At 35.9% G+C, this 13,742-nt stretch carries 13 protein-coding genes; 6 read left to right on the top strand and 7 right to left on the bottom strand.

From position 1 onward, the window contains the following. Window positions 1-367 precede the first annotated feature (367 nt). Window positions 368-1,387, top strand: a complete 1,020-nt coding sequence (locus NSU00_RS15590; RefSeq protein ID WP_340703137.1) for an RHS repeat domain-containing protein — start codon at window positions 368-370, stop codon at window positions 1,385-1,387. 153 nt (window positions 1,388-1,540) lie between these two features. Here NSU00_RS15590 and NSU00_RS15585 read toward each other — a convergent pair whose 3' ends face one another. After that, complete coding sequence (locus NSU00_RS15585; RefSeq protein ID WP_340703136.1) at window positions 1,541-2,845, bottom strand: IS1380 family transposase; 1,305 nt, start codon at window positions 2,843-2,845, stop codon at window positions 1,541-1,543. A 174-nt stretch (window positions 2,846-3,019) separates the two neighbouring features. Here NSU00_RS15585 and NSU00_RS15580 point away from each other — a divergent pair, with 174 nt between their 5' ends. Next, entirely contained in the window at window positions 3,020-3,706 is a 687-nt protein-coding gene (locus NSU00_RS15580) for a hypothetical protein (RefSeq protein WP_328196806.1), read from the top strand. Window positions 3,707-3,992: 286 nt separating this feature from the next. After that, window positions 3,993-5,213: an MFS transporter gene (locus tag NSU00_RS15575; protein WP_328196805.1), complete on the top strand. Its 1,221-nt coding sequence runs from the start codon at window positions 3,993-3,995 to the stop codon at window positions 5,211-5,213. 19 nt (window positions 5,214-5,232) lie between these two features. On the opposite strand, the gene NSU00_RS15570 is transcribed toward NSU00_RS15575, so the two are convergent. The 6 genes from NSU00_RS15570 to NSU00_RS15545 form a co-directional block, all read right to left on the bottom strand. After that, the gene (locus NSU00_RS15570; RefSeq protein WP_328196804.1) at window positions 5,233-5,742 is read right to left on the bottom strand and encodes a DUF6875 domain-containing protein; all 510 of its coding nucleotides are present in this window, start codon (window positions 5,740-5,742) and stop codon (window positions 5,233-5,235) included. A gap of 164 nt (window positions 5,743-5,906) precedes the next feature. Further along, complete coding sequence (locus NSU00_RS15565) at window positions 5,907-6,725, bottom strand: SAM-dependent methyltransferase (protein ID WP_328196803.1); 819 nt, start codon at window positions 6,723-6,725, stop codon at window positions 5,907-5,909. After that, complete coding sequence (locus tag NSU00_RS15560; protein WP_328196802.1) at window positions 6,700-7,575, bottom strand: aKG-HExxH-type peptide beta-hydroxylase; 876 nt, start codon at window positions 7,573-7,575, stop codon at window positions 6,700-6,702. Before NSU00_RS15560 ends, NSU00_RS15565 begins: the two co-directional genes overlap by 26 nt. A gap of 3 nt (window positions 7,576-7,578) precedes the next feature. Then, window positions 7,579-8,445, bottom strand: a complete 867-nt coding sequence (locus NSU00_RS15555; protein WP_328196801.1) for an aKG-HExxH-type peptide beta-hydroxylase — start codon at window positions 8,443-8,445, stop codon at window positions 7,579-7,581. Between the two features lie 91 nt (window positions 8,446-8,536). Then, the gene (locus NSU00_RS15550; RefSeq protein ID WP_328196800.1) at window positions 8,537-8,725 is read right to left on the bottom strand and encodes a hypothetical protein; all 189 of its coding nucleotides are present in this window, start codon (window positions 8,723-8,725) and stop codon (window positions 8,537-8,539) included. 466 nt (window positions 8,726-9,191) lie between these two features. Continuing rightward, window positions 9,192-10,529 carry an IS1380 family transposase gene (locus NSU00_RS15545; protein WP_340703883.1) on the bottom strand — a complete coding sequence of 446 codons (1,338 nt, stop codon included), beginning with the start codon at window positions 10,527-10,529 and terminating at the stop codon, window positions 9,192-9,194. A gap of 212 nt (window positions 10,530-10,741) precedes the next feature. On the opposite strand from NSU00_RS15545, the gene NSU00_RS15540 reads away from it, so the two are divergent. The 3 genes from NSU00_RS15540 (at window position 10,742) to NSU00_RS15530 (ending at window position 13,560) form a co-directional block, all read left to right on the top strand. Continuing rightward, window positions 10,742-11,512 (top strand): SAM-dependent methyltransferase, encoded by a 771-nt coding sequence (locus NSU00_RS15540; protein WP_340703135.1) that lies wholly within the window; start codon window positions 10,742-10,744, stop codon window positions 11,510-11,512. Window positions 11,513-11,722: 210 nt separating this feature from the next. Continuing rightward, window positions 11,723-12,283: an ArsR/SmtB family transcription factor gene (locus NSU00_RS15535; RefSeq protein ID WP_340703134.1), complete on the top strand. Its 561-nt coding sequence runs from the start codon at window positions 11,723-11,725 to the stop codon at window positions 12,281-12,283. Between the two features lie 20 nt (window positions 12,284-12,303). Further along, window positions 12,304-13,560, top strand: a complete 1,257-nt coding sequence (locus tag NSU00_RS15530) for an MFS transporter (RefSeq protein ID WP_340703133.1) — start codon at window positions 12,304-12,306, stop codon at window positions 13,558-13,560. The last annotated feature ends 182 nt before the right edge of the window (window positions 13,561-13,742 follow it).

The raw sequence follows: 13,742 nt of genomic DNA, 5'->3' as shown, positions 1-13,742 counted from the left end.
ACTAAAACTTGAAAGTAAAAAAAGTGAATAACCGGAAAGATTCATTGACAGCCAATAACGGCCTGTTTAAGCAAACCACCACTTTGGATACCGCAAACAATATCCAAAGTTCCAGTATTTCAAAGGAAGCAGCACAACAGCAGCTGCCCAGTTTGCTTATCAGTACGACGGATCAGCCAATATCACAAAAGAAACAACGGCAAAAGGCGATACAAGTTACACGTATGACCAGAATAACCAATTAACGAAAGAAATATTGCCGGATGGCACGACGAATAGCTATACGTATGACGCGGTCGGAAACCGGACGCAGGCAACGGTTAACGGGAAAACGTCCAATTATACGTATAACGATGCCAACCAGATCGTGAAGAAAAATGGCACCGCCTTTACGTATGACAAGGACGGCAATTTAACGCAGGATGAAAATGATAAATATACGTATAACGCGTTGGGTCAGATGACGAAAGTTACCACACTCAGCGGAACAACTGTTGCCGAGTATACGTATGATGAAAACGGGCTGCGGACAAAGAAAACCGTTGGAACGAAAACAAATGAATACTACTATGACCAGGACAACAATTTGTCCATGGAAGTAGTGAAAAACAACGGTACCATCACGCAGTACAAGTATTACAAATGGGATTCAGACGGTACAACACCGCTCGGCATGATCATTCGCCAGCAGGATAGCACTGGACAATGGGCCAATAAAGCATACTTCTTCTGGACGAACCATCGTGGGGATGTCATTTCCATTGTGGATCAGTCTGGAAACGAAGTGGGTTCCTACACTTATGACGCATACGGGAATGTGCTGACTGAAACTGGTGAAATTGCCAAATACAATCCGATTCGGTATGCCGGGTACTATTATGATGCTGAGACGAAGGATTACTATTTGAAAGCGAGGTACTATAACCCTGCGAATGGGACATTTTTAGCAATGGATCCACAGCCTGGTCAAGATAGTGATCCGGTTTCGCAGAATGGCTATACGTATGCGAAAAATAATCCAGTTATGCTTACTGATCCTAATGGGGATGTTTCTCGGAAGCATTTAATTTATGCAATTAAATATGCCATAAAATATTGGCTGGCAAGCTACATCGGATGGGATAATGCTAGTTGGGTTATGGGTTCTGTTTGGGCTTCTGTTGGTGCAGGGAGTGTTGCTTACAAAATTGAACGTGCTAGAACGTTTAGAGAGGCTCTTTTAAAACTAAGTAGAAGAGCAGAAAGAAAGGCTATTTTAAAAGTAGCAAGAAGGGCTGGGATGAGAGCAGCATTGAGGGTTGGAATTAAAGCAATTTTACCCTTTAGCGTGGTTGAAGATGGATATGTATTAACCCAAATTACGAAAGTGCAAAATTGCACTAGATAAAATCCTGTAAATTGGAATTATACGTAAGTAAAATGGAAACATGGACCAAATATGGAACTGTGGTGGCTATTTTCGGGTTGTTAAGGTCATACTTTCCCCCTCCCCACATTTGCGGGCATTTCAATTTCCAGTATTCCGTTTCATTCGCCACGTTCAGTCAATCAGCCGTACACTTTGGATCATTTGCCGGAACGCCTTTTTATTGACGTATGTTTCACAAATATTTAAAATGACACGCCGGCTGTGACAGACCAGTACGCCAGCGGCGTAGATGAATTCTCTCCGGAACCGCCTGATCGTATAGGAGCGATACGCTGGCGGACAGTGTTCTTTTTTAAAGATCTCGAATAAATTGTAGGCCAGCAGTTTAATCAGTAAGTCCATTTGGTTGGCGTCAAATGAATGCGTTGAAATCTTGTCCATTGAGAATCCGTATTTTGACTCTTTGATAAAGTTTTCCATGCAAGCCCTTTGGTTATAGAATCTCCAAATATCAATCGGTTCCCAGTCCATACTTGTCACAATCGCTTCATATTTCCAGAGAGCATCACAAGCTTGAAGCTGGCTTTCTTCATACTTGTCCGCTTTGCGAATGACCGCAACTCTTCTTGGCTTTTCCCAGGTACTTGCCTGGTAATCAACGGCTTTTCCCTCTATCACGGTCAATCCGTCATCAACATAGCGGATCCACGGTGAATCATCGTCTTCAACCCTTTTCTTCAGCCTCGATGTCCACTTCAGTTTGCCCGTGTAACCGATCCCTCGTTTTTCCCAGTAACTGTAGAACGGTTCTCCGCCGAACCCTTTATCAAAACGGGCATAACGAATAAGGTAATGGGGAGAAAGCAACTGGTAAGTTGCTTCTGCAAAGTCGGTTACTCCTTGAGAAGAATGGGAATTTCCCTCTCTAAGCTTGGCGTTTAAACAAAGACGGGATCTCCCCTCAAACACAAGAAGAGGGTGGTAACTTTTTCTCCCCGGTTTGTGGGGATTTCCCCCAACCTCCGCATTCTCCTGATCTCCATAGACGGTTTCCACGGTCGAATCAAAATTTAGAATGAGCTCCTTGTCCATCCAGGGTTCAATCAGATCCAGCATGCGTTCTTTGAATTCAAGATCAGCTTGCTCCATCTTTTCCAGCCTTAACAGGTCCTTATTTAAAAGGGTATAGTGCGGGCATTTCCCGCCCATAAAAGCCCTGATTAAAGGATCATCCTGCAAAGTCCGGAAATGGAACAGCCGGGAACAATTGGCCAGCCAGCCAATCATCAGGTATACAAAGATTTTGCTTAAAGGATACTGGGCATTATAATTTTTCAAGCAGTCAAAATCCCGGAAGGTCTGTTCAATCTTCATTCTTTCCAGAAACTGCAAAATCGGGAGCAGCCCGCTAAAATGCGTACTCTTCTTTAAATGAAACGCATAGTTGATTTTCGAGACAGAGATGGTATAATTCACCTTAAAGGTGCCCTCCTTTCTGGTTTGGTAGTTTTCTTCAAACCCAATTATACCAGAGGTTCGGGGCATCTTTTTATATTATGCTTCTGCTTTACTTTCGTAATTCAGGATAAAAACTAAAATGGAAAGTCCTGTCCTCTGCCTAATTGGAAAAATTAGGTGGGGGAATTTTCAATGACAATGTGGGGGATTTTTCAGTTGACAATTACATATAAACAAACAAGGATTATTTATAAGGCAATTAGTAGATATATTTTACGTAAGATTATCAAAGACCATAGGAATTGCGTCGAAATATTCAATAAGGCAAGCCAAAATGGCGATGTTTGTCCCCACGCATTAGCATTTATTTGGTGGAAAATGGAGTGTGAGGGTATAGATGCACCTTGGAAAATGGAAAAACATACAAAAATTCCCAATACTTATGATTTTGAATGTATAAAAGAACGATTCAGTATATTTCTTCATGGAACATTTATGACACATATTGAAGAAATATTAAATCCTATCAGTAGAGAGGAAGAGTTTGATTTCTTAAAATGTAATGTTAGTAGCATAAATTTTATTCTAAATAAAATCATTTCACATTTATTAATTGAGCGTTTTATTAAATGGGTAGAGGTGGTACAAAACCCAAAAAAATTCAAGCAACTCCATCCAGATGATACCATTCCTATGTTTCTAGCAAAAATTCCACACGATTATAATGAGGAAATTGAGTTTTATTTTCCTAATGGTCGTTTTAAATACATGATAAATCTCATAAAGGAGATCAATGACCAAGTAAATTGTCCCATGAATAAAGCTAAAAAATATCCGGCATATAGATCTCCTATTAGAATAGTAATGGATAGTATGTGAAACCAATTTGGTTCAATAACTTGGAAATTAAATCACTAGAATTTGCAAAAAAATTTTAATCGTGAATAATAGAGTTGAGTGATGCTTAAAATACATTTAAAATTTTAAGGTTGATTTAAACTAAATTTTTTTGAATAGTAAAAACGCTGTATCCTGGTATATATTTTTTATGTTTTGAATAAAACAAGAAATATGAAGAAAAAAATTTGAAGGGATGAGGTCCAATGTAAACTCTTTTTAAATTATTCTTCGTTATAATGAGATTAATTTTAAAGGAGTGAATGAATTGAATAATTTCCGTTCCTTTTTGTTTTTGTGGATCGGCCAAACGGTATCCAATGCTGGCGATATTTTTTATATTGTTGGGATTATCAGTTATTTATATGTGGTTTCGGATTCGGTTTTTGTGGTATCCCTTATCCCGTTTGTCATAACATTCTCAAGATTTATTGGTGGATTAATAGCACCATGGATACTTGACAAGGTTTATCTAAAACAAATTATTGTTGGTTCTTCATTTGGGAAAGCGTTTTTATTGGTATTTCTACTGATAGGAATGCATTTTTCTAAGGGGTTAAACACTCTAGCATTTATAATCCCTTTTGTTAGCATTATTGCATTTCTGGACGGTTGGCAGACACCTGCACGAAATTCCATGATTCCTGTAATAGTAGGAGAGGAAAAATTAGTTAAGGCAAATAGTTTACTTTCAATAACTGACCGAACAGTTCAACTCGGTGGATGGCCGGTTGGGGCGATCATTGTTGCTGCCTTAAGTGGTAAATATTTAATAACAGCTACTTGTTTCCTATTTTTTATATCGAGTTTTATGATGCTATTTGTTAAATATACTCAAAAAGTACAAAGCAGCCAAGGTAATAAAACAAAATTATGGCATTCTTTAAAAGAGGGGTGGAAATACATTTGGAATACACCTACCCTGTTGACGGTTTCTGTAATGGATGCAATAAATTCAATAACAGGGGCTGTATGGATAGCAGCTATTCTTTACGTTTATGTTGATGAAATTTTGCACAAGGGAGAAGCATGGTGGGGATATATTAATTCCGCTTTCTTTGCCGGACTATTGTTAGGTGGAGTTATCAGCTTTAAATTAGAAAGGTTTTATAAAGAGAGAAAACGATATTTAATTATCTATGGTTCTCTTTTGACAGCCTTATTTACTTTATTATTTGGGTTTCCTTTAAGTCCTTTTTGGGCCTTAGGATTTTCCCTATTAGTAGGAGTACCGACTCAAATTCAGGAAATTGCTCAACTTTCACTAATTCAGTCCAGTACTCCTCAAGATATTCTTCCGAAAGTGTTTTCTGCTAGAGATGTGATTTTTACTGGTCTGTTCGGAGTTTTTGCATTGATATTCGGAATGTTTTCTGAATTATTTGGAGTGAGGTCAGTTTTCGTTATCTCATCGCTTCTTCTTTTGGTTTCAAGTGTTTGGGCTTATATGAGACAAAAATATCTTGACCCAGTCAAATCAACCTTATAATTCAAATAAAAATACCAAACTAAACTTTATTAGTTTGGTATTTTTTTGCTTTGTTTAGTTCATAGGTTGCCAATTCGTATTGTTTATTGGTAAGGGTTGTTTTGAATGTCTTCAAATAACTCTGTAAGTAATTCACTTTGTCGGTTAAAGACTTAGTCTTTAATAAGAAAGATAAATCTTGTTCAATTAAGTAACGAAGGATAAAATGTAATGTATTATGCTCATTATTGGAAGAAAATCCACCAATTACGATTTTATGGTGAATAATAAAGTGCTTCAATTCTTCTTGCACTGCATCTAGCATTTCTTGGGCTGGACGGAAAGGGATATTTGGAAATATTAATATCAAAGTTTTGTATTTTCTATCGGAATTTACTGGAGGTAACTGTTTAAATTCATATATTTTTTCTTCAATAAATGCACTGAGGTTTTCTATGGAGTACTGTTCCACTATTTCATACCATACTCCATTTTTAACTAGTGCTGTAGGCAAAAAAGGACAGTATCCGGCCTCTTTACGTTTTGCCATCTCTAATACTAATTTTTGTGCATTCTTTAAACAGGAAATTACTTGGTTTTCATAAATGGCTTGACAGACATTCTCGACATCTTTATTATTTATGGGTTTTGTTATTATTTTGCATCACCTCAACAAAACAATTATCTATAATATAAGAGGTAGCATAGCTTTCTTTATACGGTACTTTGTACAAGGTTGTAAAACTCTTTATCTATGTCGTCTTTTGTGAAACCTAATCCTGGAACGAACAAGCTGGTTGCCACCGAAATATAACTGTGAAGATTATTCAATTCATTTAGTTTACATGATTTGATTAGGCTTTTATTTGAGTTTGAGTTACAACCAATTAGGACTACGTTATGATTTAAAGGATAAAACTGGATGAGGTATTTTTGTAACTTTTCAAGATGATTGTTTTTAGAAAGATCTTCGTAATCCGTTCTGGAGTTACCCACAGAACAAATATGGTAAATATACAGATCAATTTTAGGCTCGATTTTAAGCTGGAATAACAATAAACGGTTTGCATCTATAATTGTAGCTCCGTGGTCTAAAGGGTCGATCTTTAAATCGCTAATCATCGTATCAAAGCTAGAAATACCTTCAATAACATTCAAGTGTATTAAATTTTCCATTGCCATTTTGTTTAAGCTTTTTATCCAAGATACACCTATATAGGGATGACCTGGAACAAGTACCGCAACATCTTTAAACTTAGAACTTACTTCTATAATTTTACTAACTATTCGTTTGTAATTCTCTAGGTCTTGAGCCCCGTTTTTGTACAAATCAGACAAACTTTCCGCATTTTTAACTCCAATACTATTTGTTAACCAATCATGTAATTTATCTTCAATGGGAAAATAAAGAACATAAGATGATTCTCTGATAATTTTAATGCTTTCTAAGGTTAATTGTTTTCGTCCTCTAACGCCTGCACCTATGATGGTGATATGCGGTAACACTTTAGGTTCTTGATGGGAATATTTCATCTTGAATCCTCCCATATGCAAAATGTTTTAATGATTCATCAGCTAAGTTTAACAAGTGCTGCATCCTATTGCTTAGAATCTGCCAACTATCCCTTTGTGATTTGAAACTATCAATTGCATTTTTTGTCTTGGTTATTAGTTCTTTAGAATTACCATGTACACTTACTTCGCTATCGTCATAATTTAATCTGTTTCTTAAATTTAGTAATTCGATTCCAACAATAATACTATGGGCTACTCCGTTAACGGGTCTAGGTTGATTTCTGATAGCAGAAGGTACCCATGTGTTTGGATTCATAATTTCTGAAGGTTTGTCGTAATGTTTGTTTACTAGGTTATCAAAACCAAGTAAATTATGGGTTAACTCGTGAACTAAGGATTCTAAAACGTCAAACATACTCCAATGTTCATCGGGTTGAATCCAAACCACTCCTATAGCTTCAGGAGTAGTAGCAGAACCAGCGAATTTTATGTTAGATGTTAAGGCTATGGTGTCAACCGACAAAAAGAACAATGAATATATATCGTTTAACTGTTGCATGCTTTTCATAGCAGCATTTAATTTATTTAGATTAGATTTATTTACAGCCTCTAAATTATTTTCATTATGTGACCTTATTTCCTTTTCTAAATCGAGTATTTTTATTATTTCTATCAATTGGTGGCCTGATTGTATAATACATGGTTTTAAGGAGTTGCTATAAGTTATATGAGGATTGTGTTTAATAAGGTAATCTGTAATTGCTTTTTTTAATATCTGAATGGTAACTGTTTCTTTATTCTCTAATTGCCCATGTGTTAGAGTACAAAGCGTTTTGAAAACATTGTTAACTCCGACTAGAGACCACATTTTTCACTTCCCCCTTACTTCCCCCTTATTGTAGTTCTCCATAATTAACCTACATTCAGCCAAAAGATCTTTGCCAAAATCAGTAAGCATGTTTTCTCTTTTATCGGTTTCTGAAATGGATTTGATAGAATTGTTGACCATTGGTATCAACTCATTAGTAGGCGGATGTAAAGATCTTTTTTTATAATGTCCTAATACGCGTTCTCTTAAAAGCAAAACTTCTATTGCAACCAGTACACTATGAATTGCTTTATCGAAAGGTCGCACCTGGTTTCTGATGGCTGACAATGCAAATGTTTGAGGGTCGGTCAGTCTGTTTACGTCATTAAATAATCCAAATCGCCATTCGTGGAGAAATAGTAACGTGTGGCCAAGCTCATGTACTAATAATTCGTACATATCTTCATCTGTATAATGACTTCGTGGGTCAATAAATAAGACCCCAACAGCTGCACTTGTAGTACCACCTGAAGCAATTTTGGAAGAAACATTAAACACTGAATTCATAACTAAATTAAAAACCCATGAAAAACCAGGGTGCCTTTCTCCAAGGGTTAAAATAGAGTTTTTTGTTCTACCTAGAATACCAGCAGACTGTGATTGTCTAGACTGTTCCATGTCGTAAAAGGTGTCATCAGCAAGGGATTCGGTACTAAACACTTCCATTAACTTCTTTATAGTTCTTAGATCTGTAATAAACTCGGTGTTTATTTCTTTGGAATGAGGCACCCAAGGTTGAATTTCAGTAATTAATTTATTATAGGAGATTTTTAACGATTCAAATGATGTGAGGATGCTGTTATTTTGATATGGTTTCGTCAAAACATTAACCGTTTGTAAAACTGATTTTTCTCCTCTTAAAAAAAGCATATAATCCCCTTCTTTCTTGGAAATTAAAAGTGTAAATTGAGAAATACCCGCATAAATCAATTGATTATATGCGGGCTGTTACAATTAACAATTATTTATTATCGACATAAGGGGGTTCTGATTTCTCTTCGAAAGGATCCACTGCATACATCCTCCAAACCATTCTTACAGTATCGTCTGACTGTGCTTCTAAGAGGTTTGATTGTGCTTGAGATACTTCCTCTTCAGTTACTTCATTAGCAATCTCAGACAACAAGCTATCAAGAGATGGACTCTGCATGAAAATTACCCTCCTAATATTTTGGTGTGATCCGGATCAATTCTTATATTAACAGAAAAGACTAAATTTGTAAATATTTTTATGTAGGTAATTTGCATCATTTTCCAAATGGTAATACTGCTATTAAAGAAAGAAAATAGAAGGACATATGATTAAAATAATCTTTTAGTGTCTTTGAAAATACACGAAATGGAATATGATATTCAAATTTGCTGAGCAAGTACAACTTTATCTGATACCTGAATCCGTGACGAAAATATAACAAACGCCGTTAATAGGTAGATTTCCCAAGAGTAAGGATATAGTAGTGTCCGACTATTCGATAAATGCACTTTTAGTGATTCAGTATGTAAAAATTTCCCTGTTTCATTCGTTTTTGTGCACGCCAAATAAATCTGCAAATTTCCATTTTTTGCAAGTTTTCGTTTTTATTTCTTTTTTCCTAGTAGTCTATTGATCGGGATGTTTAGTAAAAGGCTTGATACAAACGAGTAAAGACCGGTAACCATTTGTTGGTCTCCGCGACTTTTAATTTCCATTGCCGGCCACGGAAAACCAGCTTTGAGGCCAGTGTGATCATATTCTGGATGACGGTTCGGATTCTTCTTCTTGTTGTTTTCTTTTTCAATGGCGTATCTTGTTTTTTCAAGCTTTCTTGTCCAATCAAGCGAAGCAGGTTATACGCAAATACACCGAAATGGAGCACAAGGCCATTCGTTTCATATTTGCCTGACGGCAGCCGTTCGAGATCCAGTTCTGATTTAATTTCACTATGGAACTGTTCGCAAGTGCCATGGTTATGATAAAGAGAGATCACCACATGAGGCGGCACTTCAAGGTCCGTCCAGTAGGTTTCAAATTCATACTCGGGAATTAAAAAAATTTGTCCGTCTCTTGAGATGGTTCTTTCGGTCACTTTAAAAACTTTTCGGATGCTTCGCTCCTGGTCCTTAATTTGAATGGTTTCGGGGATGGATCCAAGGTAAACCTTCTTTCCTTCCCGTTCTTCACAACAGATCCCATATTTTCGGGCAATGTACAGCCAGTCCTCAGCTTTTTCCTTACGGGGATTGCGTTTGATAATAAAGCTTGCATGGTTTTCTAGGAGAATAATGAGATTATCCCGGCTGTCATTTCCGGAATCAAGCCTGAAAAGCAATGGCTGATCTGTTAGTTTCCGGGCAGATTGAATGGTTTCCTGGATGAAATTTGGTGTACCTTTTTGGCAGTGGACACTTCCCTTTCGCATCTCAACATGCAGGCAGTAACCTTCCTGTCCCATGTAAGCGAACATAGGGGCATAACCGTCACAGCCTTTATAGGTTCTTTCGACACCTTCCTTTTTTGTTTTGGAGTTATCGAAAGGGGAGACATCCAGATCAACCGGGATATACGGCTTGTCTTTGGCGTAAACCGGGCTGATTTCCGCATTTGTATGGCGAATCAGATCCAGCGATTCTTCGTGCAAGATCGTTTTCCATTTTTCCACCAAGGCGGCCTGGTCCAATCGTTGCCTGAGAGTCGGGCTGGAAGGAACCCTCTGGATATCCAAAGCCAGTGCAAAAAAAGCATCATCACGGAAGGTTTCAATATTGTCATAATCACTTTTTCCCTGGCAAAGCAAGCCGATATAAGATTTAGCCACATCGCCATTGGAACAAGCCGGATACCGGGAGATATCAGGGAGTTTATAGGCATTCAACCTGGAAACTAAATTCGTTTGATTTAGTAAATTTCCTACTATCGCTAAGCCAGCTTGGGGAACAATTCGTTCTTTTGTGGGTTCTATCACAAACTTTTTCATGAGATCACCTGAATGTGGAATGAATTTAATTTGTCTGATATACCAATTATACTAAATTTTATGCGATTTGTTTGCCTTTAAGCGGAAATTTCGTCACGGATTCAGGTAAGTGTTAAATTTTTTTAAAAATTTTGTTGACGCTTACCGGTAAGAATGATATTATCATATTAATAATTTTGAACGTGTTAAAAAAATAATACGGGGTGATTTTTTTGATAACAAAAGTTAAACGTACTAACGACTATCCAATTCCATTTTCTGATGGCGATAAAAATTTTTTTGACTCTACGTATCAACAAGTTTATTCTCAACTACTAGACAGAGAAGTAGATGACCAAATTAGATTTTTAAAAAGGAATCTTTTAAATGAGATAGAGAATCCTCATATTCTTGATTTTTGTTGTGGGCATGGCAGACATTTATTGAGATTATGGAGAGATGGTTATAGTGTGCATGGCCTTGATATTAATGAAGATTATCTCAAACTTATAAATCAAAAAACCAGTGGTGAAGTAACAACTTTTTTAGCAGATGGGAGATACTTTAAATCAGAACAAAAATACAATGTTTTACTTAATATGGAAACATCAATTGGATATTTAAACGATGATGAAAATTTTAAAATGTTAGAGTGTATGTATTCTTGCTTAAATTCAAACGGAAAGCTTCTCCTTCATCTTGCAAATAGAGAGTATTTAATTAAAAATTTCAATCCCTTAGTTTGGTTTGGAAACGAACAAATAGGGTTTTCTTTAGAAAGGAGGACTTTGGATTTACAAAGCAGTTCATTAAGTATTAATCAGACTAGAATTATAGACAACAAAGTCACTAAATATAATCTCAAACTAAGATTATACAGCTTAAGCGAGATTGCAAGTTATTTAAAACAAGTAGGATTTAATATTGAGAATGTTTTTGGTGATTTTAGTGAAAGTAAATATTCAATAGAGTCTCCTAGTATTATTTTAATTTGTACTAAATAATTAAAGGAGGTGAGAATAATGCTGGAAAAACAATTTGAACAAAGAGGCGTTGTTATTATCATTATTCCTGACTGATTTAAGTGTAAAAAGGTCATGTGCTCTAATTTTTTCTGCACATGACTTTTTAAAAAGTTTCGTTTTTTTCATTCTAATACGTATTAATGTATAATTACATATTGTAAAAATAATACGTTTAGGATGTGTTTATGTATGGACAATGTTTTCTATGTAAATAATCTAAATCAATTAAAAGCCTTAAGTGATCCCTTTAAGGTAAAAATTTTATGGGAAATAGACGAAGTACCCAAAACGGGGAAAATGCTCGCCGATCAATTACATTTATCTCCGTCAAAAGTAAGATATCATTTAACTGAACTCGAAAAAGTTGGGCTTATTAAAGTTGATAGAACGGAGGAAAAAAACGGTATTATCCAAAAATTTTATCGTACAGTTGCAAAGGTTATTTCTCTTGAGAAGGTAACTCCATATATAAATAAAAATAATGCAACGCTCAGTGCAGGATTAAAGGAAAGTATGATGATATCTTTAAACAGATCAGTACAAGTATTGGCGGAACAGAAGATCGTCGATGTTTCTGATATGAATCAAGTTACGGGAGATTATTATCTAAATAGGGAAGAAATTGAAAAGCTGAAGATATTGTTAAAAGAAATATATTCGCTCTTAAAGGATGTAAACCAAAAAGATTTAAATCAAGAAAAAGAAGGTGAAAAATATCACATCAACTTAACTGTTTTTAAAAATAGTTAAAACGGGTGGTGAGTATAGTTTTGATATTACTTAAACAGCAATCCTCCTTCTATTTTTTTTTAGGCCAATTTATTTCACGCTTTGGTGACGGAGTAACTACTACTATTATTTTGTATATTATTGGAACTATGTCGGAAGATCCTTTTTTAATTGGTCTTGTTCTTTTTGCACAATATGGTCCTATGCTTTTATTTGGATTTTTTACTGGAACAATAGCAGACAGATTTCCTAAACATTATCTAATGATCGGAACTGATTTATATCGGGCCCTTGTTATGCTAGCCATGGTTTTCTCAACACATTTTATTTGGTTATTAATTGTTTTAGTTTTCCTCTCTGGTATTGGAAATTCAATTAATTATCCAGCCAGATCTTCATTTATTCCTCATTTAGTTGGGGAACAGCATATTACAGAAGCTTTAAGTATTTCTCAAAGCATTAATTCAATTATGCAAATTGCCGGACCAGGTATAGCAGGGATATTGCTTGTTCTTGCATCTCCCTCCAATATACTCATGATTGATGTTGTAACTTTCTTGTTATCAGCACTTTTTACAGGTATCACCGTCAAATTGATTAAATATAAACAAACATTCAGCGAAAATCATCGTCCAAATCCATCAATATGGAGCGCTGCAAAAGAGGGGATAAAAACAGTTTTTGAATTGGCACCACTTACATTTCTCATTGCTTTGATCATGCAACTTATGTTTGCTGTGGGTATTTTTAACACTACATCTACTTCGTTATTGCTGCAGGTGTTCGATGTTTCCAGTTTTCATTATGGCATGATTGAGGCTATGGTAGGTGCAGGTGCATTCATAGGTGCTGCAATGGGCCCATTTTTGTTAAGACATTTCAAGCCGGGTCATCTCCTCTTTTTTTCAACAGCCTTAATGGGTGTATGGATGATTTTGATTGTTCCTTTACACCAGTTTTCTCACGTTTATACTATTCCGTCTTTATATGTTTGGGTCTCCATAATCGGATTGATTAATGCGTTCCTCAGTATCCCAATAAGCAGTTTGTTTCTTGGTCTAACGCCAGATATTTATAGAGGTAGAGCAATGGCTATTTTACAGATGTCGTCTAATACTGGATTGCTACTAGGGATAGTAATTTCGGGACTACTTTCCAAATTTTGGGGGTCCATATTCGTAACTGCCATTTCCGGTACTTTACTAATTCTAATTTCGATCATCACAATTAATATGAGGGGGTTCAAGGCACTCCTAACGATTGATAAGAAAGTAAAGAAAGAGCCTCTGCCAAAATAAAAATATACCCTTGAGCGAGGCTCTGGAAAATTAATTATCCCGATTTTTTTGCCTTTTCATCCAGATTTTCAATTCAATAGAAGTAAAACGGTCATTTTCCTTCAAAAAAAGGGCATACGTATCCCGCCTTCACAAAATGGGTTTTTTTCACTACCCTTTGTGGAAAGGAAACGCTCATTTTA

It is taken from the genome of Weizmannia sp. FSL W8-0401, assembly GCF_038009125.1.
Classification (GTDB): domain Bacteria; phylum Bacillota; class Bacilli; order Bacillales; family Bacillaceae_C; genus Weizmannia; species Weizmannia coagulans.
Note: the sequence above shows the minus strand (reverse complement) of the source record. Positions and strands in the feature narration are given on the sequence as shown.

Excerpts from the sequence above, each read along its gene's own strand:
- NSU00_RS15580 (WP_328196806.1), top strand. The coding sequence starts at position 3,020 with ATGACAATGTGGGGGATTTTTCAGTTGACAATTACATATAAACAAACA.
- NSU00_RS15545 (WP_340703883.1), bottom strand. The coding sequence starts at position 10,529 with ATGAAAAAGTTTGTGATAGAACCCACAAAAGAACGAATTGTTCCCCAA.
- NSU00_RS15555 (WP_328196801.1), bottom strand. The coding sequence starts at position 8,445 with ATGCTTTTTTTAAGAGGAGAAAAATCAGTTTTACAAACGGTTAATGTT.
- NSU00_RS15535 (WP_340703134.1), top strand. The coding sequence starts at position 11,723 with ATGGACAATGTTTTCTATGTAAATAATCTAAATCAATTAAAAGCCTTA.
- NSU00_RS15550 (WP_328196800.1), bottom strand. The coding sequence starts at position 8,725 with ATGCAGAGTCCATCTCTTGATAGCTTGTTGTCTGAGATTGCTAATGAA.
- NSU00_RS15570 (WP_328196804.1), bottom strand. The coding sequence starts at position 5,742 with ATGGCAAAACGTAAAGAGGCCGGATACTGTCCTTTTTTGCCTACAGCA.
- NSU00_RS15565 (WP_328196803.1), bottom strand. The coding sequence starts at position 6,725 with ATGAAATATTCCCATCAAGAACCTAAAGTGTTACCGCATATCACCATC.
- NSU00_RS15560 (WP_328196802.1), bottom strand. The coding sequence starts at position 7,575 with ATGTGGTCTCTAGTCGGAGTTAACAATGTTTTCAAAACGCTTTGTACT.